Raw genomic sequence first — 25344 nt, forward strand, 5'->3', positions numbered from 1 at the left:
AGAAACTTACGGAAAGCCGGTGCCTATCAGCTTTTGCGAACCTTCTGCAGGAAATCACCCACTTGGTTGCGCAACGTTGCCGCTTGACCTTCCAACTCGGTAGCCGAGTTGAGGACCTGCGATGCTGCTGCGCCTGTGGCGAGCGATGTTTCGCGTACACCGATGATGCTTGATGAGACCTCGTCACTGCTACGCGCGGCGAGGTCGATACTGCGCGCCAGATCCTGACCCGCAACTGATTGCTGGTCGACAGCTGATGCAATCGAGATCGCAGTCGATTCAAGTTGCCCAATCTGACTACCAATTGTCCGCAAAGCAGTTACGCTGTTCGTAGTTGAGCTTTGCATTGCGCGGATTTGATCGGCCACTTCTTCGGTTGCGCGGCTGGTCTGCGCGGCCAGTTCCTTCACTTCGGAAGCAACAACCGCAAATCCGCGGCCTGCTTCACCGCCGCGTGCAGCTTCGATCGAAGCATTGAGGGCCAGCAAGTTGGTACGCTTGGCAATCGATTGGATGAGTTCAACAACATTGCTCACTTGTGCAGCAGAGTCTGAAAGGGCTGAGATCGTAGAGTCAGCCTGCTCAGCAGATTCAGACGCTTTGCGGGCGAGTTCAGCAGAAGAGGCTGCTTGCCGGCTGATTTCGCCGATCGACATGGCAAATTCATCGCTTGCCGCTGCTGCGGCTGTTACGCCAGAGGAGGCTTCCGCCATAGATGTCACTACCAGATTGGTCTGGTTGGATGATTGTTCTGCCGCGGCTGCCATGGAGCCAGCAGTGGACTTGAGCTGCGATGACGCTGCCGCAACGCCGCTGACAATATCGCCAACCGTCCGCTCAAAGCTGTCGGCCATGCTGCGCACCAGTTTTTGCTGTTGCTCGCGGCGCTCTTCTTTTTCTCGTTCGCGCTCGACTAGGAGGTCCTGCTCGGCTTTGGCGCGTTCCTCCCGCTCTTTCGCATCACGGATCAAGCGGCCATTGGCCAGCTTGAACACTTCCAGAGCGCGGATCATATCGCCGATTTCATCTTCCCGGTGGGCACCCTCGATCTCGAATTCGGCACGGCCAGCGGCAAGTTCATTCATGCCCCCGACGATTTCAGACCCCTTATGGATCAAGTCGCGGGCAAGAAAGCGCATGCCAAAGAACAGGATCGCAGCCGAGATACCAGCCAGAATTACAACGGCGGTCACAAGGTCGAAAAAGTACTCCAATCCGGAGGAATGCATTTCATTTATTTCATCCGCCAAAGTTGCTTCGAGAGCATCGGATTGAGTGTAAAATGTATCGCCAGTCGCCGCCAATTCATAAGCTAGGCGGGTTGTCTCCTCGCTTGCGCCAGACAGTGAGCGGCTGGCTTTGACACGCTCGAATGAAGCTCCGTAATCGTTCAACTGTTCTTTTAGAGCGTCAACATTGGGCGTGAACTGAGGCGCATTCTCGGCAATTACGGCCGCAATGCTGCCAAGACTGGATTGCGCGGTACTCAGCGTTTCGGACATTCGCTCGCTTTCAGCCGCCTCTCCTGAAAGCGTATAGCGCATTGCGTGGTACCGCATTTCACCCACAACACTGCGTAAATCAGCCGCTTCAATGGTTGCAGCGCTCAATGCGCTGCGTGTCATGGTGTGATCAAATAGCTGGACCATGCCAACCACGACGACACCAGCGGTAACAGTCAACAGGAGCAAAAATGCCCCGAAAACGGTCTTCAACTTCCGCGGAATTGGCTGGTTCTGAAACCAAGCATGCGCGCGAGCAAGAGCGTTGCCGCGCTCTAACGTTGGGCGCTCCTGAGTTTTGGCGATCTCCTCGCCGATTTCGGAAACGATTTTATCCATAGCGCTCATGACGCTTTCCTTTGTTCAGGCCTTAGTTCGGGCTGCGGTTCGAGCCCTGGTTCTGCGGAATTTTGTTTGTTTGGTTCGTTAGGGGCGAGGGCGCTCAGATGTTGCGCGATATCTTCCGGCGGCATGGCTTTGAAATAGAGCCAGCCTTGGATTTGGTCGCAACCGGCAGAGCGTACCAGATCTGCCTGCGCCTCGGTCTCCACGCCTTCTGCAGTGACATTCATTTTGAGCGCCTGTGCCATCGAAATGCTCGACAACATCATCGCGCGGAGGCTTTCATCGTCAGCGGAATCGACGACGAGCGAACGGTCCAGTTTCAGCTTTTCAAACCGGAATTGGCGGAGGAATCCGATGGACGCATAGCCTGTGCCGAAATCATCAAGCACGACATTGACGCCGAAGCCGCGGATGAGATCAAGACTGCGTTCGGCAACCACCGGATCGAGTACCAGACATGTCTCGGTAATTTCCAGCTCAAGCCGTTCTGCCTCGAATCCTGTTTCTTCCAGGATTTGGCCGAGCTGGATTGGAAACTCCGGATTGCGCAGTTGCGCTGCCGAAATGTTGACCGACAATTTGATGCCGTTCCAGCCCAGCGCGTCCTTGCAAGACTGACGTAGAACAAACAGCCCGATCGAATTGATCAGACCGGATTCCTCGGCAATCGGAATGAACACGTTGGGGCCGACATTCTTTCCATCTCGGCGATGCCAGCGGATGAGCGATTCCACCGCAACAACTTCGCGCGTTTTTGCGTCGACGAGAGGCTGATAATTGACGCGAAACTCGTCATTGAGCAGGGCAGCGCGTAGCTCTTCGTCCATGTCGCGGATCGCTTCGAGATTGCGATCGAAATCGGCTTTGAACCAAGTGCAACGCATCTTGCCGCCGCGTTTGGACACGTACATTGCAACATCGGCGCGGCGTAGAAGTTCGGAGGAATCGAGGCCGTCACTTCCGCTTGTATGCGAAAGGCCTACGCTGGCACCGATAGCGATGCGGCGCTCCTCTATCGGGATCGACTGGCCCAAACGTTCAAGCAGTCCGCGGCACATGCCTTCGAGTATGGTGTTTGATAGCGGACCCGCCATATAAATCGCGAATTCATCGCCGCCGAGACGGAAACATCTTGCGTCGCCCCCGCACACTTCACGCAGGATAACGGCGCATTTCTTGATCAGTTCATCGCCGACGGCGTGGCCATAAAGGTCATTGACCATTTTGAAGCCATCAAGGTCGATTAGTGCGACGGCAAGTTCATCACCCCGCGAAATTTTGCCGCGAATCTCGCCATGCATGGAGCGCCGGTTGGGCAGAGTGCTCAGGCTATCAGTCATGCCTAGATTTTGCAGCTTGGCGACGGTTCTCAAACCGATCATGCAAAGAACTGCAACGGCGATGACATAGATGCTTAGGCCGCCCATGATCAGGAATGGCGACAAAGTGATCTGGTCGCTGGCCAGCACCAAGCCGGTCACGCTCGCAAAAATACCCGTGAGCACCACCAAGGGTGCAATCACCAGCATTTTCGGCGCTGTGCCCAGTTCCTGCCACGTTACTTGCATTCAGACCCCCAAAAGTCGGTTCTCCGACAGTCTCTGTCGGGCTAGGGTTTTGACCCTAAGGATTGGTTAATTTCGGGTTTACCCGGCATGTTTTCGTCGCGCGGGATATGCGCCATTCTCGCCCGTTTCAGACATCAGGCTTGCGGGCGCGCGTTGGTAGAGGCCTTGATGTCGCTCGACTGATTGGAACAGTTCGGTCCGGCCTACTGCGGTTTCTCCCGCACCGATCATCAACCAGCCATCGTCGCGCATTGCTTCTGCAATCCGGTCGAACGCTAGCGATCTGCGTGCGGTATCGAAATAGAGCAGGACGTTGCGGCACAGCACCAGGTCGAAACGCTGGATGTTGCCTGCGGGTTCTAGAATATTGCGTTGCTTGAAACGGACCATCTTGCGCAGGTCGGCAGAGGGCTCCCAGCCGCGCTGTGTTTCGTTGAAGTGCCTGAGCATCTGTGTCACGCCAAGTCCGCGCTGAATCTCGAACTGGGTGTAGCACCCGCGCTGCGCCGCATTGATTGCCTTTTGGGAAATGTCAGTCCCGACAATATCGATTGTCCAGCCTTTCCAAAGACTCGGATTGTCAGCGAATAGCATCGCTAACGTCAGTGCTTCCTGGCCGGTTGAGCAGCCAGCCGACCAGATGGACAAGCGCTTGGTTTCTGCACGCTTTGCCGCGAGATCGGGCAGCACCCGTTGCGACAGCAATTCAAACATAATCCGGTCGCGGTAGAAGTAGGTTTCGTTGTTGAGCAACGCCTCGACCACATCTTGGGCGAGCAAGCCATTGCTGTTATCGGCGAGGAGACACACCAGCTGGTCGATATTGGTAATGCCCCGCTCGCGAAAAATGCCCGACAAAGCCGTGCCGATGCGCCAACGGCGGCCCTCGGTAAGCTGCTGGCCGGTGCGTGCTTCGAGCAGATCGGCAATGATCCGGTAGGAAACTTCGGTCACTTCCATGCCGCTGCTCCCAAAGTTGCCATGATCCTCTTGGCAAGGTCAGCAGGCGGCAGAATGGCGGACGCTAGCCCGCGCTCAGCGACCGCGCGCGGCATGCCCCATACTGCGGATGTTTTTTCGTCCTGCGCAAAGATCGTGCCGCCCTGATCGACCAGATCGGCAGCGCCAGTCGCCCCGTCCTTGCCCATGCCGGACAGAACGATACCGATAGCGCGGCCTTCGGTTGCTTTGCCCAGTGTTTCGAACATCGGATCGACCGACGGCACACAGCCGCTCGGCATGGTTTGGTGCGTGATTTTGCAAGCAAGACCGGTCGAGCGGCGCATAACGTTCAAGTGTCCGGTCCCAAGCGCAACGTAAATATTTCCTGGATTGATCGCCATTCCGTCTTCTGCGACCCAGGCCTTTCGCGCTGCTGCCAACTCTAATTGCCGGGCAAATACCGGCATGAAGGAAGCGGGGAGGTGCTGAGTGACCAGAATTGGCAGGTTGAACTCGCGCGGTAGATTTTCCAGCAATGTACAGAGCGAATGAATGCCGCCAGTGGACGCGCCGATCGCGAGCACTTCTGGTGCTTGGCGAGGAAGGCTGCGAAGTTTCTGCGCAGCGACGTTCGCTGCATGTCCCGCAGCCGGGCAATTGCCGTTACCCAACGCACGAATTTTGCCTAAGAGAGCTTCGCAATAGGCCGGTACAAAACCACCAGAGCGTGGCTTGGGCATAGTGTCGGCAGCACCCATCGAAAGTGCGGCGAGTGTCGCTTCTGCACCGTCTTCAGCAAGCGTTGATACGACCAAAACTTGGGTGCTGCTATGTGCTTCGAGAATTTTCGGTAACGCCTGCAATCCGCCCATTCCGGGCATTTCGAGATCGAGCAACACTACATCGGCAGGCGTTTTGCGCAATTGCTGCAGGGCCAGTTCGGCGCTGCTCGTCTTACAAACAACTTCAAGATCGGGCTCAGCCGCGATCATCCGCGCGAGCGCAGTGCGCACGGTCAGACTGTCATCGACGATCATGACGCGGGTTGGCAAAACGCGCGTCGGCACCGACAAAGCGCGGCGACGTTTCGGCCCCGATGTCAGTATGGTAGCTTCACTGCCCATGGCCGCAGCCTCAGGCCATGCCTACCAGTTGAAGTTTGATCTGGAGCGTTTCGTGATCGAACGGCTTCATCACATATTCGTCCGCCCCGGCACTGATGGCTTCCCGGATGTGCGCGATGTCATTTTCCGTCGTGCAGAAGACAACTTTTGGCTTGTCGCCGCCGGGCTGCTGCCGCAGCTGGGCGATAAATTCGATCCCGGTCATCACCGGCATATTCCAGTCGAGAAGTATCACATCGGGCATCGTGCCCTGGCAATGTTCCAGGCCTTCCTGCCCATTCTCCGCCTCCTCGACCGTGAAGCCGAGAGATTCGAGTATGTGACGGGAGACTTTGCGGATTACCCGCGAGTCATCGACGATGAGACAGCTTTTCATTTCGGGCGATCCTTATAGTTCTATCTGCGGGTAGCGGATTAAGGTAACCAAGTGTTTAAGCCGCAATTGCGGCTTGGCCGCCGATCAGCTTGTGAATATCGATCAGCAAAGTGGGGCCGCGGTCGGTTTCGACCATGCCTTGAGCGGCATTTTCCCATTCCTTGCCAAAGCCGCCAGCGACCGGCGTGATTTCAGATTGCGTTTCGACAACGTCATCGACACTGTCGACAAGTAGCGCGTAGAGGTGGCCATCCAATTCGATAACGGGGGAGCGTTCGCCATACTCAGTCTTGCTTTCTTGGCCCAGAGCTTTGCGGCAATCGATCACAGTTAGCGACTGGCTACGCATTGCCGTCAAGCCGGTTACGTAGTCGGGCGCACGCGGCACCGGATAAATATCTTCCAGCTCGATTACCGATTGGACTTCGACCGCGGGGATCGCGACGCGGCGTCCGGCGATATCGAACATAAGGATCAATTCTCTCATGACCGGTCTCCTATGCGGGCTTTGCGTAGAGCGCTTTCCAGAGCGGTGCGGTCGTACCGGTAAATGCTGTCATCTTTCCCAATAGGTGCATTTGGATCGCTATAGAGTTTGATCACGCGGCCGTTGGCAACCGTATCAACCGTATCAACCGCATCGGCAGTGTCGGTGAGGACTATGGTTACATCGGCTGTTTGGTCCGGATCACTGGCGACACGGTAGCCCGCGGCGGCAACGAGCGGCTGCAGCATCCGGTCGACCCAATCATCGCCTTCCGGCAAACGGCACACCAGTTTTTCTACTGGAGTGGCAATGCTGCCATGCTTGGCAAACAGTCGGTATCCGTCGACCACAGGAATCAGTTCGCCGTCGATCAGCGCCACCCCTTCGAGGCGAGTATCGCCTTCGGGCGATGCGAGATCTTGGGTGATGATCACCGATTCGCCCAGTTCGGCGACGGCATAGGCCAACTCGCACTCGCTATCGGACAGGCGCAGCAGCTTCACATTGCCGGCTGGAATTTCGACCTGTTCGGTGTCATTGCCGACCCCAACCAATGTCATAATTTTACCATCGACAACGACTTGCGCGCGACCATCGTCGATGGCGAATGCGTCATGCGGCACTTGATCGATCCGCGCGACCAGTTGCATGCCGATTGCGCGGCGTTTGCCGTCTAGGCCGACAAAGGTCATCAATGTGCGTCCACGCTCTTCAACGACAGCTTTCTCGCTAACAGTGACCTGTGCAGGACGCGCGCGAACATCGCTGACCAAACCGTTTTCGCTGGCGACGGTTGGGATGTCGAGCATCAACACAGGGCTGCCATCATCCAGCAGCGTCGTTCCCGCATAGAGTCCGCTCTGCATGACCGCTGGAGCCAGAGGCTTTATGACCAAATCTTCCTGATCGTGAATTTTGTCGACTGCGAGCGCGAACAGATCGCCACTACCGAGGCGCAGCAACACCAGACGTTGATCCCAGCCAGCACCGCGTGGTTTCACACCCAACACATTGTTGAGAGTCAGGCAGGGCAAACGGCGGTCGCGGAATGTTACAAGATCGGTGTCGCCCACACGGGAAAATTCGACCGATGCCGACGCGCCATGCGCGATTTCCTCGACATAGGATTGCGGGATTGCGAAGCGCTGCCCATCGACGCTGACGGTCAGCGCCGAAATAATGCTCAGCGTGAGCGGGATTTGCAGGAAGAACATCGTGCCTTCGCCCGGATTGGACGAGACAGTGATAGTGCCGCCGATTTTTTCGATATTAGCGCGGACGACATCCATGCCGACGCCGCGACCGGATATCGCGCTAACCTCTTCAGCGGTCGAAAGGCCAGCTTCAAAAATCAGATCGGTGACGCTTTCTGGCGGCATCGCATCCAGTTCTTTCTGGCTAACGAGACCGGATGAAACCGCTTTCTCGCCGATCTTATCTGTGTTCAGGCCAGCGCCGTCATCGGAAATAACAATTGTGATCCGGTTGCCCGATTGGCGCGCAGCAATGGCGAGCATACCGATTTCACGTTTGCCTGCGCGGAGGCGTTCTGATGGTTTCTCGATGCCGTGATCGATTGCGTTGCGAATCAGATGCGTGACGGGGTCGCGGATCATTTCGATCATTTCGCGGTCCAGCTCGACATCGCCGCCTTCGAAATCGACCATAACTTGTTTGTCGAGCTCGGTCGAAAGATCACGAACAAGGCGCGGGATCGCGTTGTAGAGGTGTTCGATGCGTTGCATCCGCATTTTGGTGATGGCTTCGCGAACGTCGGACAGGATGCCGGACAGGCGCTCGAACGGGCCGTCTAATGTCGGTTCGTTCCCCGCATCGCGCAGCCGCCGGGCAAGGTCGTTTCGTGCCAAAACCATGTCCGATACGCCGCTCATCACCCGGTCGAGTAACGCAACTGGCAAGCGGATGGAGCGAGGGGCTTGCGGCCCTGCATCGGTTGTTTTTGTCTCCGCATCTTCCCGAGCGGAATGCATGGCCAACGTCTCACCGACATCGCTCGCGTCACCTTCGAGCGCGGCAATCAGAAATTCATCGCTCCCTACAGGCAGTTCTTCACCGGCTTCGATAGCGGTGGTCATCTGCGTGATACGGTCGATGATTGCGAGAACTGCGGAAACGAGCCGGCTATCGGCATGACGGCGGCCAGCGCGCACTTCAGCGAGCACGCCTTCGGCAGCGTGACTGAGTTTTTCGAGGCGCGGAAAGTCGAAGAAGCCGCAATTGCCTTTGACCGTATGGACGAAGCGGAAGATGTTATCGAGCCGCGCACGGTCCGATGGCTCCGCCTCCCACGCGACCAGTTCACCTTCGATAGCCTCAAGCATCTCGCGCGTTTCCGCCACGAATTCTGCGAGTAGGTCGTCCATTACAAAACCCCCGGATAGTCCGGAACTCTATGGGCGATGATGGTTAACGAAGTGTAAGCACGGCTAGATACTAAGCCTTATCGGAGCTATGCCTTTGGCCGAGGATACGAAGCACCAGCACCAAAGCAACAGCGCCGCCGACAACATTGGCCGCCAATTCAGCACTATAGATGGCATCCGATCCCCATGTGGGGCGTAGCAGCCACGCGACCGGCATCATCACCAAGAACACGCGGAAACAGCTTTGCGCCAGCGCCCAGCCAGCTTTGCCTACGGAATTGAGAGCGCCATTACTGACAATCAACAGACCAAATCCGGCATAGCCCCATGCCGCTATGGCGAGGTAGCGTGAGAATTCATCTATAACGGCGGGATTGTCGCTGAATAGCTGCGCAAACCACCCGCTCGCCGCGACCAGCACGACGGCAACGAACAGGCCATAAACCACTGAGAAACCGGCAGCCCAGCGCATCGCTTGCCGAGCACGGTCAAATTGGTTGGCGCCCCAGTTCTGCCCGACAATGGATCCGATGGCTCCCGACAGTGCAAGTAATGGGACAATTGCGAAAGATTGGATACGTCCTGCAGCTCCGAATCCAGCCACCGCGTCCTGGCCTTGTGTCGCGACCAAAGCGGTTAGAACCGAAAGGCCGATCGGGTTGATCGCATTGGAAAATCCGGCGGGTCCCGCGACTGACGACAGGGCCTTGATAGCAGGCGCAATCTGGTCCCTTTTGATGGCAGACGGATTGAACGGCAAGGCGGTGCCTTTGAGCAAGAACAGCGCCAGAACCAGTGCAATCGCCCAGCCGATATTGGTGGCATAGGCCGCGCCCGCAATGCCGAATCCTTCAAAGCCGAGCGCTCCGGTGATCAGTATCGGATCGAGTATCCAGTTCGCCACCGCGTAACAGATCGACACGTAAGAGGTTTTTCGCGCCTCGCCTTGTCCGCGCATTACTCCATTGATCCCCATCATCACCATGATCAGCGGGAAGCCCATCGCAAACGGAATCATATAAGCGCGGATGATCGGCATTAGCTTGTCATCGGCCTGCATCAGCGTGAACAGCGGATCGAGCAATGCGAGAAGGATCGCAGCCATCACGATGCCGACCATCAGGGCAAACGCGATGCCGATATTGCCCCGGCTAGCAGCGTTTTCATTGTCACCTGCGCCCAAGGAACGCGACACAACCGAATTGATCCCGACCATCACGCCGATACCGAGGCTACTCAGCGCGATACTGATCGGAAAGATAAGCGCGATTGCGGCCAACTCGGCGCTGCCCAATTGGCCAATGAAATACGCGTCGATAAGTCCGACCGACATCATCGCCGCAACGCCAATGATCATGGGGGTGGTTTGAGTGACAAGATGCCCGCGAATATCGCCGCGTGTCAGTTTTGCTCCATCGCTCATCGCACCGGCCCCTAGCGCGACGGAATGGGGCGGGGAAGCGATTTTCTGAGCGCGTGCTCATGATTGCTGCAAGATCGCGACTTGTGCGGTGCGGCATGGTCGTGCGATACATCCCCAAACGCAACGCAATGACAAGACCTAGGAGAGCAACGTGGCGACCCAGTTGAAACCGAATGTGGAATGTAGCGAAGCCGAATGGCAGGCGAGGCTGGATCTGGCTGCATGCTACCGGATTTTCGATCACCTCGGCTGGGGTGAGTCGATTTACAATCACATTTCCGTCGCGGTTCCGGGCGAAGATGATACGTTTCTGATCAACCCGTTCGGCTTGCTATACGACGAGGTGACCGCATCGAACCTCGTCAAAATTGATGTCGAAGGCAACAATGTCGGCCAGTCGCAATATATGGTCAACAAAGCCGGCTTCACCCAGCATGCCTATTTCCATAAGAATCTGGGTGAAAAAGCGCAGGCGATCTGCCACGTTCACACCACTGCAACGATGGCGGTGTGCAGCCACAAAGATGGCTTGATGCCGACCAATTTCTATGCCTGCAATTTCCAGAACCAGATCGGCTATCACGATTTCGAAGGCGTGACGGTTCGTGAAGAAGAGGGTGTTCGTTTGGTCGAAAACCTTGGCGATCACAGCATTTTGATGCTGCGTAATCACGGCCCGGTCGTGATGGACAAGACCATTCAGGGCATGTTCCTGAAGATGTGGGCGCTCCAGCGTGCGTGCGAGATTCAAGTTGCCACTCTGAGTATGGGCAATCCGCGCATCGTCCCGCAAGAAGTAGTCGATGTCCACCAACGCGATCTGTTCGTGATGCAGGAACAAGGCGGCGCGGGGGTATTCGATTTCGAAGCGTGGAAGCGCAAGATCGACCGCACCGATAATAGCTGGCGCGACTAAGCCTCTAAGCTAGCGGGAGCTTCCGCCGATGCCGCGGATGACGGTCAACGACCAACCGGTCGAATTCGATATGGATGCAGAGACCCCGCTGCTGTGGGCGCTGCGCGATGCTGCCAATCTAACCGGTACCAAATATGGTTGCGGTGTGGGCGATTGCGGCGCGTGTATGGTGATTGTTGATGGAGAGGCTTTGCGGAGCTGCCTGATCACTATCGCCGAGGCCGAAGGTCGTTTTATAACCACTATTGAAGGCCTGTCGCGGGACAGATCGCACCCGGTGCAGCAGGCTATGGTGGCTGAGCAGGCGATCCAGTGCGGTTTCTGCACCCCGGGCATCGTGATGGCGGGCGCGGCGCTGATCGCCAAGAATGCCGATCCCAGCAAGCGAGATATCGAGGAGGCTATCCCTAATCTCTGCCGCTGCGGCGTTTATCCGCGACTGGTCAATGCGATCCAGCGGGCTGGGCGTGTCACGCGGCGTCAGGAAACAATCAGCGCGGCTCCCGCGCCGGGGATCAGCTCCGAAGATGCGGCGGCAGAGGTTCCTGCGATCGTCGCACCTTCGGAGCGTGAGGAGTAAGTCTTGTTAGAACCGGCCGCTGATTGCAAACCGCGCATTGAGCGGAGCGCCCACGGTCACTTGATGCGTCGAATGAGAGTTGGGGAAATACAGCTCGTCGGTCACATTCTCGACATTCACCTGTAGGCGGATATTCTCCGAGATATCGTAATATGCCGCCGCATCGATGCGGATATAGTTAGGAAGAATGGCGTTGTTGCCATTGTCGATGAAACTGTCCGACTGATAGGTTAAACCGGCTCCTAAACCGAAGCGGTCAGTGATCTGGAAATTGTTCCACACCGACAGGGTGCTGTCGGGCAGTTCGCGCGGACGCAGGCCGGTCGGGCCGTTTTGATTGACTTGCTCGCCGTCAAGGTAGCTGTAGCCCGCCGATACCGTCCAGAAATCTGACAGGCTGCCTTGCAGTTGCAATTCAAAGCCCTGGATTTTGGAGTCCACGATGACAAGCTGCGACGCATCATTGTCGTCCACTTGCGGAGAGCTTTGCTCGATCTGGAACACCGCACCGGTCAGGCTGAGGCCGGGATTGATGTCCCATTTCACGCCCGCTTCCAGATTGGTGAAAGTATCGGGATCGAGCGCGTTATTATCGCCATTGATATTGGCAAATTGCTCACCGCTGCGAGGCAGAAAGCTCTCGGAATAGCTGGTATAGATCGAGATGTTTTCTTGCGGTTTGATGATAAGGCCAAGGCGCGGGGAGATTTCCTCGTCCTTACGGGTCCGGATTTCGCTATCAACAACATTGTTCACTTCGATATCGAAGCTGTCGAACCGTGCGCCGAGCACAAGGTTGAGCCAGTCGGTCACCTCGATTTCGTCCTGGATATAGGCCGAAAACACATCGATGTTCACGCGTGTGTCATCATTGATATCGGCAGTAAAATCATTGGTCGTTGCTTGACCCGATGCATTAACGCCAACGCCGCCGCGCAGATTGAGCGGGCGAGCTATGGTGAAGAATTCGTTGTCGTCCATCGTGGTCGACCAGAACGAATTGAAGCGGTCTTGGTCGGACGACGTGCTGATATATTCGCCGCCGATGATTAGCGTGTGCTCGACGCTACCGGTTGCAAAATCGGTGATGAAGTTACCGGCCAGGGTCAGGTTTTGCCGCCGGGTCGTATCGACATAGCCGTCTAGCGTGACTTGGTCGGGGGTATTCGTTTGATCGTAGCCTGACGCGTAAAAGTTCGCGTACAGCTTGTCATAATCGCCATAGGCGGCTGTGACATTGATCTTCGCATGGTCGGAGAAATTATGCTGCAGATTGGCGCGGAAAAGATGCGCTTCCAGTTCACTGGTGTTCAGTTCGGGATCGCCGAAGACGATCTCCGCAAACGCTTCCGCCGGGCGGCCGTCTGATCCGGTTGGAATACCGCGATCGATAAAGCGCTGGTGGTCGAGATATTCGTAAGACAGGTCGATTGTGGTATCGGGTGTCAGCATGAACCGCGCGGTCGGGTTGATGCCGATGCGCTCCCCATCGTAAAAATCGCGGTGATTGTTCAGGCTCTCATACATCGCGTTCACGCGGAACGCGGCAGTGTCGCTGGTCGAGAGGTTGAGATCAACCTGGCCGGCGAATTCCCCGAATGTATCGACGCTTGCCTGATAGCCGGTGAAGTTCTCGCCCAGAACGCCTTTTTTGGTCACGCGGTTCAATACGCCGCCGGTGCCGCCGCGCCCGAACAGGAGAGCGTTGGGGCCGCGCAGGATTTCGACCTGCTCCAGATTGTAGAGCGGGCGGTAATATTGAACGTCGTCGCGAACGCCGTCGATGAAGAAGTCGGCGGTAGAACGGACGCCGCGGAAGACGACCGAGTCGCGGTGTCCTTCGCCTTGCGATGTATTCACGCCTGGGGTGTAATCAACGATCTGGCCAATGCTGTCGAAGCCACGCTTGCGGATATCCTCGCTGGTGGTGATCGACAGGCTCTGCGGGACGTCGATGATCGGAGTAGGGGTTTTCACCGCATTCACTTGGTTGGTATAAAGCACCTTGCCCGTGACGATGATGTCCTCATCACCTGCTTCTTCGCTCTGGTCCGTAGTCTGTGATTCGTTAGCTATTGCCGGACTTGCAGCAAGTGCGACTGTCACAGCGGTAGCGCTGAGCAGGCGTGTCGTAAGTATTCTCATGTGATTCGATCATCCCGTCCAAAAGTGATGCTCGGCTCGCTATTGCAACTCACTCGCAATTGCAATTCATAATCGCAGCTTGGCGAAGAAACTTGGATTTTGTAGGAGGCCTGCAACAGTTTTACGGAGATTTATGATGGCTGCGACTATGAAAGCGACACTCTGGCACAATCCAAAATGCGGTACTTCGCGCAAGACTTTGGCGATTCTGGAGAACTTGTCGAAAGTCGATCTGACTGTGGTCGAATATCTGAAAGAGCCGCCGAGCAAAGAAAAGCTGGCACAGCTATATAAGGATGCGGGCGTGTCTCCGGCCAAGGCTTTGCGCTTACGTGGAACCGATGCTGAACAGCGCGGCCTGCCCGATGCGGATGATGCCACGGTGCTTGCGGCTATGGCCGCTGATCCGATCCTGATGGAGCGCCCCGTTGTTGAAACCGAGAAGGGTGTACGCATTTGCCGCCCGCAGGACACGGTGCTGGAAATACTCTGACCGGACTCAGGGTATCTGGGCCTAGGCTGGGCGGTCTTTGGTTGTGACTTCATCGGCCGACAGGGAATGCCGGCCAATCACGAACACGGCGAGACACAGCGCAACCACTGTCGCGAAGCTGACCCATTCGGACCAATTGTAGAGCAGCACTCCCAGCGCCGGCGCGAATACAAAGGCAGCACCAGTGGCAGAGGCGACAACGCCGGATGCCTCGCCCTGTTCGGCGCGGGTGACAGCTAGCGATGCACCCGCATTGAAGCCTGGGCGGAACAGGCCAAAGCCGAGCGAGGCTATCGAATAGCCAAGAGCAATGCCGTGCAAATTCTGCGCGATGCCGAGCAGGATCACGCCCACACTCGCCAGTGCTACGCCCCACAAGATTGCTGCGCGTGGACCAAGGTTCATGCGCGGGATCACGCCCCATTGTGCCAGCAGCGTGGCCACCGCACCGCACATCAGCACGACACCCACCGGGCCAGCGCCTTCGAGCGGCGTTTCGCGTAGTCCCAAACGGTCCAGCACCAAGAAGCCTGATATCCCCAATATCATCGCATGGGCGTGACCGCCAAGCAGGCCAGCGATGACCCACGGCCTTACGCGCGTTTCGAACCAGCCGATACGCTTTGGCTCGGGAGTTTCTGCTGGGCGCGGAGCGGCATCTGCGTCGTCCCCATCATCATCGTCTTCCGATGAGCGGTCCGTGGAACTCGTCCCATATGGCGCACTAAAGGCAGAACCACGCGCGGCGAACTGTGGCTCGTCGTTTGGCAGGAGAACGCGGAGCGCGATGAGCGTCACTACGCCAAAGATTGTAAATGCCGCAAACGGGCCGGTCAGTCCAAGTCCGGGAAAGATCAACAGCGGTGCAAGGGCCGGACCGATTACCGTGCCGAGACCGAAGCTTGAGGCGATCAACGACAGTGCCTGTGTCCTTTCCGAACGTGCCGTTCGTGCGGCCACATAGGCTTGCACCGCTGGCGGCGCTGCCGATCCAAAACCGCCATACAGACTGCGCGCGGCGGCAAAGAAGATAAGTGTCCACAACGCTGAAAGCGCCCCTATCAGTCCGAACCACAGGATCATGCCGCATAGCCCCATCGAAGTGATGAAGCCGACCATGCCCAGCGCCATCATCGACTTGCGACCACGCCTGTCCGACCGGCGGGCCCAAATTGGCGCGCAAATCACCCAGAGCAGCGCCGACCATGAATAAGCGAGGTTGATCCACACGTCATTGACGCCCAGCTCGGTGCCGATGGACGGCATAACCGATTGCATCGCGGTGTTGCCTGCTGCGGTGGTCAGCATCACTGCAAACAACAACGCCATACGCTCGCGCGAGATTGGTTTGCGCGGCGCGTCGGCAGTCTCGGATAAGTCTGTATTGGACATTGCCTTAGCCGCTACGCGCGGATAGCAGCGCTTGCAATGCGCAGGTGAATTTGGCAGGCGCACACACTCGCTGCCTTCCGTTACGGAAAGGCGCTGTATTACAGGGCGCAATTTTGACAGATTCACAACAGGTTACCCCCAAGATTGTGGGAGCGAAACGCATCGGCGTCGGCACGCGGTTGCGCAAATTGCTCGGCCAATGGGGCGTCTTCTTCCGGGGCTTCCTCGAACATCCCAAAATGGTCGGTTCGATCATCCCGTCATCGCGTTTTACTATCCGCAAAATGCTGGGACCGGTGAAATGGGACGAGTGCAAATTGTTCGTCGAATATGGTCCGGGCGTTGGCACTTTTTGCGAGCCGGTGCTGGAGAAGCTGCGCGCCGATGGTGCGCTGATCGTAATCGACACCAACCCGCTATTCATCGACTATCTCAACCGGACAATTACCGACAGCCGTTTCACAGCCGTTCATGGCTCCGCTGCTGATGTCGAGGAGATTGTCCGCGATCACGGGCATCAGCATGCCGATTACGTGTTGTCTGGCCTGCCATTCTCGACCTTACCCGATGGTGTCGGCCCGGCCATTGCTGCCGCAACCCACCGGATCATCCGGCCCGGCGGCGCGTTTCTGGTCTATCAATTCAGCGCCAAGGCGCGCGACTTTATGGCCAAGCACTTCACCCGTATCGATAGCGGGTTCGAGTTCTGGAATATCCTGCCCTGCCAGCTGTTCTGGGGCTGGAAAGAGTAAGCCGGTCCGCCGGTTGGTGGCGGCTACTACTTATTCAAACGTATCGCTGAGGGTCTGCGGCGGATCGCCAGCCAATTGCCTGTGGATTGCGATATAGATCGTCAGGATAATTGTGCTGATTGCGGCCCCTAACAGGCCCGACAGGATACCTTCCACCCACAGCGCGGCTTGTCCGCTACCGAGCAGTGCCGCAAACAATCCGATGATTGCGGCTGTAACAATATAGATTACGATCACAGCCGCGCCAACCAGAAGCATGAAAATCGTGACTTTGCGCGTGTTGCCTTTCACCAGTTTCCAGGACCGGAGCAGTGCGGAGATCGGGTTATAATTCTGCTCTATCGCCATGATCGGCCCTACGAGCAGGAATCGCATTGATATGAATATGATCACCGCGATTGAAATGATTGTCATAACAATTGCGATTGCCGTTACGCCGGAAAGTGCTCCGATGACGTTGATGGCTGCCGATACAATGGTGATCGCAAACACGAACAATAACATCGCCGCGATATAGGGGATACAGGCGGTCAAACCGATTTTGAGCGCTTCCCCTACCGTTGGTCGGTGCGCTTTGCCTAGCAAAGCGTAGAGCGTTAGCGATCCGATCACCGTGGCCACAAAATATGCCGCCATCACTGGCCAATATTGGCCCAGCAACGCGCCCATGGCGGCTTGAAATCGCTCCGGGTCTTGCGCTGCGGCTTCAATTTCCGCTGTGGGGATCAATAGTGTCAAAGCCAACGAAGGCAGGAAATAGAACACTCCTGCCACCACGCTCAGCACATCGAGGTTGGATCTCAGCATGGTCACTGCTTCATTCCACGCTTTGTCGAGATCAAATTTCATATGCCAAACCCTGCTTTAATGAACTATTACCCTTGATAACCGCTCCTGTGCACGCCACGCAATGAGTATGTCTGGAAAACTCGCATCGGATATCGCGGTGAGGCGCGCTGTGGAGCAAGTGCCTTATCGCACAGCGCTTGATGAAATGGACGTGCGCAACCGCGCGATTGCTGCGGGTGACGCGCGCGAACTGCTATGGCTGCTGGAGCACCCGCCGGTCTACACCGCTGGAACCAGTGCTGACAAAAATGAAATGCTCGATCCTCGCTTCGAAGTTGTCGAGGCTGGACGGGGCGGTCGCTATACCTATCATGGACCAGGTCAGCGGATTGGCTATGCATTGCTCGATCTGACCGAACGAGGCCGCGATGTGCGCCGCTTTGTGCACAGTTTAGAAGGCTGGGTGATCGATACGCTTGGCGATATCGGAGTCGAGGCATGGCGCGCGGAGGGCCGGATCGGCATCTGGACTCGCGATATTGATGGCAGCGAGGCCAAGATCGGTGCCATTGGAGTACGCGTTCGGCGCTGGGTCACGATGCATGGTTTCTCGGTCAATCTTGCGCCGGATTTGTCGCACTTCACGGGTATCGTGCCCTGTGGGATCGCCGAATTTGGGGTGACCAGTCTGGCGAGGCTGGGAATCGACATCACTCCTGAACAATGGGATGACGCATTGCTTGCGCGGGGCGATGCATTCCTAGATATGCTGTCCGAAGATTCAGGAGTGACTTCATGATCCGCTATGCAATTTGCCTGTGCGCTTTGCCGCTGCTGTCGGCCTGCGGGGACGACCCTGCGCCTGTTGCAGCAGATGACGATGCGCGCAGCGCGGAAGGAAATGTGCTCGAGGGATCGATCAGCGACGCGATGATTCCGCTGGATGAGCTGCAATCAACATCACCAGCGGTGCGTGAAACCAGCGCGGCGGATGATTCAAGGCGTTCTGCTCCGGCAGCGCAAGAAACGCCCGAACCGGAAGCGGAACCCGCCGAACCCGCGCCAGAGGCGGACGCTGAATAGGCTTGGCTTGCTAGGTTTACGCAAGCTCCAACATTTGTTGAGCCTGTTCCAGGCCGGTCCGGTCGATCATCGTTCCTTTATGATTGACGACTGCGGCGGTCGGGCTGCTTGCAAATAGGTCGACTATGGCCTGCGCATCAGCACATTCTCTCGGCGTCGGCTTGAACGCTTCATTGATAAGGCCGACTTGGCGCGGATGAATCGCGGCCATACCGGTAAAACCGTCTTGGCGTGCTCTGCGCGCCGCCACCGCGCCGGTCTGGACGTCGCGTGGGTCGGGCACTGCCGTTTCGATAGCGAGCAAACCGAGCGTTTTGGCAAGCAGGATTGTGGTTCCGCGCACCAATCGCATTGTATCGCACCAACCGCCATCTTCGATATGAGTCCGGTGTGCATCGATATTGCGCGCAAGACCCTGGGCATTCCATGCAAATCCGGCGAGGCGGGGATGCGGATCATCGGTGTAGTCGCGCAGCGTCAAAGCCGAACCGGGCGTTTCCCCGATCTGCGGGATAATCTTGGTGGCATTTTGGGCGAGACCATGCCGCTGCTCGATCTCGTAGAGTTCGGAAGCGAGCATCCGAATTTGCTCGGGCCCGGTACATTTGGGGACAATCAAGCCGTCGGGTGCACCGGCCATAATCGCCATAAGATCGTCACCCCAATGCGGTTCGTCGATCGGCTTGATCTTGAGCCATCTTTTGAAGCGTTTGGGCGTCGATAGTTGTTCGCGGAAAGAGCCGAACCATTCGGCCACATCCGCCCGAACCTGTGCGGCGTTTTCGTCATTCGGGACAGCGCGCATGTCCACCACCAGCGCATCCGCACCAATCTGCGGCGCTTTGGCCAGTTGGGCGGCGCTATTGCCTTTGATGGTGAGCCATGATCGCATAGTCTGCGGCCATAGCCTCAAATTCTTAAAGAGTATTTGCGCCGGTCAGGCGGTTTGTTGCTCGGCCAGAGTCGGATAGTCGATATAGCCCGCAGGTCCCGGCAGGTACCAGCTCTTCGGCACATCGACATTCGGAGCGAAGTCGGCACCCTGCTTAATCCGGTCCGGCAAATCTGGGTTGGAGATAAATGGCCGACCATAGCTGACCGCATCGCAGCGTCCTGACGCGATATCGGCAGCGCCCTCTTCGCCGGAATAGTCGCTGTTGAGCACCAGCGGACCGGTATAGATTTTGCGGATCACCCCATCCTGCTGCGGCACATCGGTACGGCCAAATGTACCTTCAGGCCCAGGCTGGCGTAGCTCAAGGAAGCCGAGGTTCAGCTCTTCAACCACTTTGGCTGCTTCGGCGAACAGGGCTTCGGGATTGCTGTCGTCCGCGCCTTGCGTGTCGCCATTGGGCGATAGGCGGATACTAACGCGGTCTGCGCCCCAAATATCGATCAGAGCTTCGAGCACTTCGCGCATAAAGCGCACGCGATTTTCAGGCGGGCCGCCATATTCGTCGGTCCGCAAATTGGTAGTTTCGCGCAGGAACTGGTCGACCAGATAGCCATTCGCGCCGTGCAGTTGAACGCCGTCAAAACCCGCTTTCTTCGCATTCTCGGCAGCATGTTTGTAATCGCCTACGACGCGTGGAATTTCGCTCAGTTCAAGTGCGCGGGCTTCCTGATGCGGTTGGCGGCCGGTCGGCGTGTGCGCGTGATCGGGTGCGGTGGTGGCCGAAGCGGAAACGCCTTTTTCGCCGCCAAGAAAATCGGGGTGGACGATCCGGCCCATATGCCAAAGCTGCAACACGATCTTGCCGCCTTCTTCGTGAACTGCATCGGTGACCAGCTTCCAGCCTTCCACTTGTTCGTCGCTCCAGATGCCGGGAGCGGCAGGCCAGCCTAGACCTTCAACGCTGATGCCGGTTGCCTCGCTGATAATCAGACCGGCGCTGGCGCGTTGACGGTAATAGGTCGCCATCATTTCATTGGGCACAAATCCGGGAGGCGTCGCACGGCCGCGCGTCAGCGGCGCCATCAGAATGCGGTTCTTTGCCTCAATCGCGCCGAGAGTAATCGGCTGGAAAAGTGCGTCGGTCATAAAGGATGGCTCCCGTCAAAAGTATCTATTTGCAATCTATCGTGTCAGCTAAGGGGGGAAGGTGAGTAATGCAACCGCAACAAACGCCTCTAGGCGCGATAGCAGCACATGGCCGCGCTGGGTGCTTCTGACCGCATTGCTCGCGGGCAATGTTGCTTTGGCGCTGGGGCCATGGTTCGTACGGTTAGCGGATACCGGCCCGGTTTCGGCGGCATTCTGGCGGTTGTTCCTCGCGCTGCCGTTCCTGATCTTGCTGGCGAAAGGGACCGGGCAGGCGCTGACCGGTATCCCGCGCAAGACCTTGATCCTGGTCGCTCTCGGATCGGCCGCCTTCGCGCTGGATTTGTCGAGCTGGCATATCGGGATCGAGAAAACCCGCCTCGGCAATGCGACACTCTTCGGCAATGCGGGCAGCATCGTGCTGCTTTTCTGGACATTCATCATTACCCGTACTGTGCCGCGCGGGATGGAGTGGCTGGCGATTATCTTCGCGCTTGGCGGTGCAAGCATATTGCTGGGCCGCAGCCTTGAAATCAGCACGGCGACGCTGATCGGTGACCTGTTTTGCCTCGCCGCAGGGTTGTTCTACGCCGTTTATCTGCTGACGCTGCAAGATGCCCGCAAAGGCATCGGCGCGTGGAGCCTGCTGGTGTGGGTCAGCATTTTTGCGTGCCCGGTGATCCTGGCGCTTGCGCTGGTGAATGGGGAACCTGTCTGGCCGACCGACTGGACGCCGATTGTGATCTTGTTCGTATCCAGCCAATTGATCGGGCAGGGGCTGCTGGTCTTCAGCCTGCGTCACTTTCCGCCGCTGATTATCGGCTTAGCGCTGCTGACCCAGCCTGCTGTTGCGGCGATGATCGGGTATAGCGCGTTTGGCGAAGTGCTGTTGCCGCTGGATATATTTGGGATGCTGCTGCTGGGTGGTGCGTTGCTTGTCGCAAAGCGCAATCGGGTCGAGAGGAAAACGCCGCCCAAGCTTGCGCCTTGATCTGGGCCTAATTCGCGTCGGTTTCTGCCCAGAAGCAGCGGTCAAATTCTGCGGCATGCTTCTCAAATCGATCAAGATCGGGACCGGTCAGATGCCCGCGCACTTGCTCGGCCAGTAGCTTGCCCTCGTCACGCAGCATCGCCTGACGGTTCTCGTCCTTGATCGGCGTCGCCGCGTTGGAAATGGTGTCCAGCATCACTTCGGCTGCAGTTGGCGAGCTTGCCACCGCGCTACGGATCGAGCCGAAGCCGCGTTTGAGGTAATGATCGAAATCGTCAGGCAGCGGAATGACGGGGCAATCATCAGCGTCAGCCCCGCAAATATCTTTGCGCAGATCGCGCCGGCCAATTTCTGACGTTGCTGCACCCAGCCAGTGGAGCGCGGTTATCGCGGTGAAGGGGTCGTTGATACCGGGTGACAGCGCGCGCAATCCGATCTCGACCAATTCATCGATCAGGAATTGCGGGTCTTGTTCAGGCGTACGCGACGCTCCCAAGGTAAAATCTTCGCGCAGAGTGTCGGCTAGCTCTTCGGGGTCGCCATCGCTGATCTCGAGTAGCGGCAAGTCACGATGAACGAAATCGCCGGTGCGAACCTTCAGTGACAAGGTACAATTATGTTTGCGGGCGGTTTTTTCCAGATCCTCGAAATCGATCATCTGAACATAGCCATTGCTTTTGGCCAAAACGGGCTTCCCGGCAACTTGCTCGAGACTATCCGAAAATTCGTCTTCGACGGGATAAGTCTTTCGGATCGCCGCGATGAGCTTGGTACCGATCTTCTCCAGCACCGTGTTGATGCGTATGCTGGAGGGTATATGGTGGAGGAAGAACACCAGCACAGCGACGCACACCGCCATCAGCAGATAGGCGACGAGTAATGACAATTGCGGCACAAAGCCGGGCAGGGCATCCGCCGCGCCAGAACCGCCCGCAGGGGTTTCATCTTCGGCGCGCACACTGCGCAGCACAATCAGCGCATACACAAAGCTGCCGATAAACGTCGCGAGGCTGAGCTGATTGCCTCGGTCTTCCATAAAATTTGTCAGCAAACGCGGGCCGTAATTGCCGCTTGCATAGGTGACCGCCACGAGTGTTATCGAGAACACTGTCGAGGCGACACCGATCATCGAACCTGCCATCACCGTCAGCATATCGGCCGCCCCCTTGGGGCGGGCCGCGACAAGCCAGCTGGCGTTGTTCAGCGTTTCAGCAAAACCGCTGCGATCCAACGCGATCATGCCCGACGCCAGCACCGCCGCCAAAATTGCGAAGGTCGCCGGGAAGAACCAGTAATTGGCGTGCAGGCGCGCCCAGAAGAAGCGGATTTCAGCGGTCATCGGAACAGTAACGTTCCGAAAGACAAAGGGTTGCGAGCCAAGTTAGTTCGCCGGTCCCAAATCGCCTTTGCCAACGGTCCCGCTGGCCATTTCGAGCATCTTGTCGAGGCTCTTCTTCGCTTGCAGGCGCAGGTCTTCCTCGATCTCGATGCGCGGTTCAAGATCGCGCAGGCAGGTGTAAAGCTTCTCCATCGTGTTGAGCGCCATATAGGGGCAAATATTGCAGTTGCAGTTGCCGTCTGCACCGGGCGCGCCGATGAAGTTTTTCTCGGGCAGCGCCTTTTCCATCTGGTGGATGATATGCGGCTCGGTCGCCACGATCAGCGTGTCACCTTCAAATTCCTGCGCGAATTTTAGAATACCGCTGGTTGATCCGACATAGTCAGCATGGTCGACGATGGTGGGCGGACATTCGGGATGGGCAGCGATAGGTGCACCCGGATGCTCTTCTTTCAGCTTCAGCAATTCGGTTTCGCTAAAGGCTTCGTGGACGATACACACGCCGGGCCATAACAGCATTTCGCGGTCAAACTTGCGGCTGAGATAGCCGCCAAGGTGACGGTCGGGGCCGAAGATGATCTTCTGGTCCTTGGGGATTTGCTGGAGAATTGTCTCGGCGCTGGAGCTGGTCACGATTACATCGGACAAAGCTTTCACTTCGGTCGAGCAATTGATGTAGGTCAGCGCGATATGGTCGGGATGCGCTTCGCGGAAGGCTTTGAACTTGTCCGGCGGGCAGCTGTCTTCGAGCGAACAGCCCGCATCCATATCGGGCAGGACCACGATTTTCTCGGGCGAGAGAATTTTCGCGGTATCTGCCATAAATTTTACACCGCAAAAGGCGATGACATCGGCGTCTGTCTCTGCCGCTTTTTGGCTCAGTTGGAGCGAATCACCGACATAATCCGCAAGGTCCTGAATTTCCGGCTTCTGGTAATAATGCGCGAGGATTATCGCATTCTTTTCCTTCCGCAGCCGGTCAATTTCGGCCAGCAGATCATCGCCGGTAGGAAGTTTGGATTCTACACTCATTCTTGAACCTTCTCGCCGTCGAAACGAACATTTACTGTAATATCGTCATAGCCTGCGACCTGCAGCGGGATCGTCAGGTTCTGCCTGATCGCATCCTTAGCGGCCTGCCGCGCCAATGCCAAAACTTCCGGATTTTTGGCGAAGGCTGCCGCTTTCTCCTCAGCTTGCAGTGAATTCTCGCGGCTGAGATTTTCCGATGCACCGCGGCTTACCCAGACGCCTTCGGTATAAACCTTCTTGCGCGCCTCATCGAGGTTGGGTGTGGATATTTTGAGTGTCGGCAGAGTGATGTCCATTGTCTCGGTATCCGCGTCCCATGCGATCCGGTCTCGCCCGACCGAAGCCAGATTAACGCGGTATTCGATGGTCACCGGGATAATGGCGGCCTGGCGCGACTCGGCCAGATTGATCGGGCCGAGCGAGGTTGTGTTGGTGCTTTCCGCTGTAACTTCGAAGCGCGAGCTGAACACGGTGAGCGAATTCTGCTTCTCGAACGCCAGCATCGCGCTGCCCACCGGATCGCCTTCTTCCTGAAAAATGAACGCGCGCCAGAACAGCCACACGGTCGCCGCGATCAGCAGGATCACGATGAGCCACGGCACCGCTTGAATGCGAGCCAGCGATTTCTGTTTTTCAGGTTTAGGCGCGGCCACTTCCGTCTCTGCGGTGTCGCTCGCTGGTTCTACGCTGTCTGCCATATGTCTTCCAAATGCCCCTTTTCTTCTAAACGGCTGACAATGCCTCTGCGTTCCAAATCAATCAGATGCGCTTTGACGGACATTCCCGCGGCGCCGGTAAGGCGCGGGTCGAGATTCTTGTACATCAGCGGAACGAGCTGTTCGATGCTGGTGGATTCTTCACCCAGCAGCCTGAGGATCTGATTCTCACGCTGACGACGGTGACCGATCATGCCGCGTACCAATTGCCGGGGTTTGGTGATGGGGGCGCCATGGGCGGCGTAATAAACGCTGTCTACGCCATTTTCTGATCTGGCGTAGAGCTTGTTGAGGCTCTTCATATAATCGCCCATATCGCCGTCTGGCGGGATCACCACGCTGGTTGACCAACCCATCACATGATCGCCGGTAAACAGCGCGCCGCTTTCCTCCAGCGCGAAGCACAGATGGTTTGACGTGTGGCCTGGCGTGTGAACGGCGGTGAGCGTCCAACCGGGTCCGGTCATTTGCTCGCCATCTTCAAGCACACGGTCGGGTTCGTAAGTGGTGTCGAAGGCCTCGTCTGAGCGCGGACCATCCACTTCAAGCACCAGCGGCGCGCAGCCGACTACCGGAGCGCCTGTGCGCTCCGAAAGCGGCTTGGCTGCCGGCGAGTGGTCACGGTGCGTATGCGTACACATGATCGCCGTGACTTTGGCATCACCAATCGCGGCGATCAACGCATTCAGGTGCTCAGGTTCAGCTGGACCGGGATCGATTACGGCTATCTCGTGCTCCGCACCGACCAGATAGGTTTGCGTTCCGGTAAATGTGTAGGGCGAGGGGTTGGGAGCGAGCACGCGGCGGACCAGCGGCTCGGGCTGCTCGACCAATCCGGTCGGCCATGGTTTGGGTGGCATTGCCATAAGCGCGATATGACGATCATTTGCGCTGTTGTCGATAATCTCCCCACCGGCTTGCGGG

Annotated in this window: 24 protein-coding genes; 7 read left to right on the top strand and 17 right to left on the bottom strand. The window is 57.2% G+C overall.

Annotated features, from left to right (window positions below; genetic code table 11):
• Positions 1-26 precede the first annotated feature (26 nt).
• From GRI35_RS05375 to GRI35_RS05410, 8 genes are all read right to left on the bottom strand, one after another.
• A complete protein-coding gene (locus tag GRI35_RS05375; RefSeq protein WP_235900140.1) occupies positions 27-1850 on the bottom strand; it encodes a methyl-accepting chemotaxis protein in 1824 nt (607 codons plus the stop codon).
• Complete coding sequence (locus GRI35_RS05380; protein ID WP_235900141.1) at positions 1847-3415, bottom strand: putative bifunctional diguanylate cyclase/phosphodiesterase; 1569 nt, start codon at positions 3413-3415, stop codon at positions 1847-1849. Before GRI35_RS05380 ends, GRI35_RS05375 begins: the two co-directional genes overlap by 4 nt.
• Before the next feature lie 78 nt (positions 3416-3493).
• Positions 3494-4375, bottom strand: coding sequence for a CheR family methyltransferase (locus GRI35_RS05385; protein ID WP_160613208.1), 882 nt, complete (start codon positions 4373-4375; stop codon positions 3494-3496).
• Positions 4366-5481 (bottom strand): chemotaxis-specific protein-glutamate methyltransferase CheB, encoded by a 1116-nt coding sequence (gene cheB, locus GRI35_RS05390; protein ID WP_235900142.1) that lies wholly within the window; start codon positions 5479-5481, stop codon positions 4366-4368. Before cheB ends, GRI35_RS05385 begins: the two co-directional genes overlap by 10 nt.
• Positions 5482-5491: 10 nt before the next feature.
• On the bottom strand, positions 5492-5857 hold the full coding sequence (locus GRI35_RS05395; RefSeq protein WP_160613209.1) for a response regulator: 366 nt from the start codon (positions 5855-5857) through the stop codon (positions 5492-5494).
• A gap of 55 nt (positions 5858-5912) precedes the next feature.
• Entirely contained in the window at positions 5913-6344 is a 432-nt protein-coding gene (locus tag GRI35_RS05400) for a chemotaxis protein CheW (RefSeq protein ID WP_160613210.1), read from the bottom strand.
• Positions 6341-8728, bottom strand: a complete 2388-nt coding sequence (locus GRI35_RS05405) for a chemotaxis protein CheA (RefSeq protein ID WP_160613211.1) — start codon at positions 8726-8728, stop codon at positions 6341-6343. Before GRI35_RS05405 ends, GRI35_RS05400 begins: the two co-directional genes overlap by 4 nt.
• A gap of 70 nt (positions 8729-8798) precedes the next feature.
• Complete coding sequence (locus GRI35_RS05410; RefSeq protein ID WP_160613212.1) at positions 8799-10151, bottom strand: MATE family efflux transporter; 1353 nt, start codon at positions 10149-10151, stop codon at positions 8799-8801.
• 151 nt (positions 10152-10302) lie between these two features.
• Here GRI35_RS05410 and GRI35_RS05415 point away from each other — a divergent pair, with 151 nt between their 5' ends.
• Both GRI35_RS05415 and GRI35_RS05420 read left to right on the top strand, forming a co-directional pair.
• Positions 10303-11067, top strand: a complete 765-nt coding sequence (locus GRI35_RS05415; RefSeq protein ID WP_160613213.1) for a class II aldolase/adducin family protein — start codon at positions 10303-10305, stop codon at positions 11065-11067.
• Positions 11068-11095: 28 nt separating this feature from the next.
• Positions 11096-11647 (top strand): (2Fe-2S)-binding protein, encoded by a 552-nt coding sequence (locus GRI35_RS05420; RefSeq protein WP_160613214.1) that lies wholly within the window; start codon positions 11096-11098, stop codon positions 11645-11647.
• Between the two features lie 6 nt (positions 11648-11653).
• On the opposite strand, the gene GRI35_RS05425 is transcribed toward GRI35_RS05420, so the two are convergent.
• The gene (locus GRI35_RS05425; protein ID WP_160613215.1) at positions 11654-13792 is read right to left on the bottom strand and encodes a TonB-dependent receptor; all 2139 of its coding nucleotides are present in this window, start codon (positions 13790-13792) and stop codon (positions 11654-11656) included.
• Between the two features lie 148 nt (positions 13793-13940).
• Between GRI35_RS05425 and GRI35_RS05430 the strand changes: the two genes are divergently transcribed.
• Entirely contained in the window at positions 13941-14285 is a 345-nt protein-coding gene (locus tag GRI35_RS05430; RefSeq protein WP_160614774.1) for an arsenate reductase family protein, read from the top strand.
• A gap of 21 nt (positions 14286-14306) precedes the next feature.
• Here the strand turns inward: GRI35_RS05430 and GRI35_RS05435 are convergent, their stop codons facing one another.
• Positions 14307-15677: an MFS transporter gene (locus tag GRI35_RS05435; RefSeq protein WP_160613216.1), complete on the bottom strand. Its 1371-nt coding sequence runs from the start codon at positions 15675-15677 to the stop codon at positions 14307-14309.
• A gap of 143 nt (positions 15678-15820) precedes the next feature.
• Here GRI35_RS05435 and GRI35_RS05440 point away from each other — a divergent pair, with 143 nt between their 5' ends.
• Complete coding sequence (locus GRI35_RS05440; protein ID WP_160614775.1) at positions 15821-16429, top strand: class I SAM-dependent methyltransferase; 609 nt, start codon at positions 15821-15823, stop codon at positions 16427-16429.
• Positions 16430-16459: 30 nt separating this feature from the next.
• Here GRI35_RS05440 and GRI35_RS05445 read toward each other — a convergent pair whose 3' ends face one another.
• Entirely contained in the window at positions 16460-17278 is an 819-nt protein-coding gene (locus GRI35_RS05445) for a hypothetical protein (RefSeq protein ID WP_160613217.1), read from the bottom strand.
• Between the two features lie 67 nt (positions 17279-17345).
• On the opposite strand from GRI35_RS05445, the gene lipB reads away from it, so the two are divergent.
• Together lipB and GRI35_RS05455 are read left to right on the top strand one after the other, a co-directional pair.
• Positions 17346-18017: a lipoyl(octanoyl) transferase LipB gene (lipB, locus tag GRI35_RS05450; RefSeq protein ID WP_407985042.1), complete on the top strand. Its 672-nt coding sequence runs from the start codon at positions 17346-17348 to the stop codon at positions 18015-18017.
• A complete protein-coding gene (locus tag GRI35_RS05455) occupies positions 18014-18301 on the top strand; it encodes a hypothetical protein (RefSeq protein WP_160613219.1) in 288 nt (95 codons plus the stop codon). The genes lipB and GRI35_RS05455 overlap by 4 nt, the downstream gene beginning before the upstream one ends.
• Positions 18302-18317: 16 nt before the next feature.
• Here the strand turns inward: GRI35_RS05455 and GRI35_RS05460 are convergent, their stop codons facing one another.
• Positions 18318-19193 (bottom strand): HpcH/HpaI aldolase/citrate lyase family protein, encoded by an 876-nt coding sequence (locus GRI35_RS05460; RefSeq protein ID WP_160613220.1) that lies wholly within the window; start codon positions 19191-19193, stop codon positions 18318-18320.
• Positions 19194-19238: 45 nt separating this feature from the next.
• Positions 19239-20342, bottom strand: coding sequence for an alkene reductase (locus GRI35_RS05465; protein WP_160613221.1), 1104 nt, complete (start codon positions 20340-20342; stop codon positions 19239-19241).
• A gap of 61 nt (positions 20343-20403) precedes the next feature.
• On the opposite strand from GRI35_RS05465, the gene GRI35_RS05470 reads away from it, so the two are divergent.
• Positions 20404-21333, top strand: a complete 930-nt coding sequence (locus GRI35_RS05470) for a DMT family transporter (protein ID WP_160613222.1) — start codon at positions 20404-20406, stop codon at positions 21331-21333.
• 7 nt (positions 21334-21340) lie between these two features.
• Here GRI35_RS05470 and GRI35_RS05475 read toward each other — a convergent pair whose 3' ends face one another.
• The 4 genes from GRI35_RS05475 to GRI35_RS05490 are packed head-to-tail and all read right to left on the bottom strand — an operon-like array spanning position 21341 to position 25280.
• Positions 21341-22672: a DUF2254 domain-containing protein gene (locus tag GRI35_RS05475; protein WP_160613223.1), complete on the bottom strand. Its 1332-nt coding sequence runs from the start codon at positions 22670-22672 to the stop codon at positions 21341-21343.
• Positions 22673-22714: 42 nt separating this feature from the next.
• Positions 22715-23704, bottom strand: coding sequence for a quinolinate synthase NadA (nadA, locus tag GRI35_RS05480; protein ID WP_160613224.1), 990 nt, complete (start codon positions 23702-23704; stop codon positions 22715-22717).
• Entirely contained in the window at positions 23701-24402 is a 702-nt protein-coding gene (locus GRI35_RS05485; RefSeq protein WP_160613225.1) for a DUF4230 domain-containing protein, read from the bottom strand. Before GRI35_RS05485 ends, nadA begins: the two co-directional genes overlap by 4 nt.
• Positions 24387-25280, bottom strand: a complete 894-nt coding sequence (locus GRI35_RS05490; protein WP_328598450.1) for an MBL fold metallo-hydrolase — start codon at positions 25278-25280, stop codon at positions 24387-24389. The genes GRI35_RS05485 and GRI35_RS05490 overlap by 16 nt, the downstream gene beginning before the upstream one ends.
• Positions 25281-25344 lie beyond the last annotated feature (64 nt).

This window comes from Pontixanthobacter aestiaquae, assembly GCF_009827455.1.
Taxonomy (GTDB): Bacteria; Pseudomonadota; Alphaproteobacteria; order Sphingomonadales; family Sphingomonadaceae; genus Pontixanthobacter; species Pontixanthobacter aestiaquae.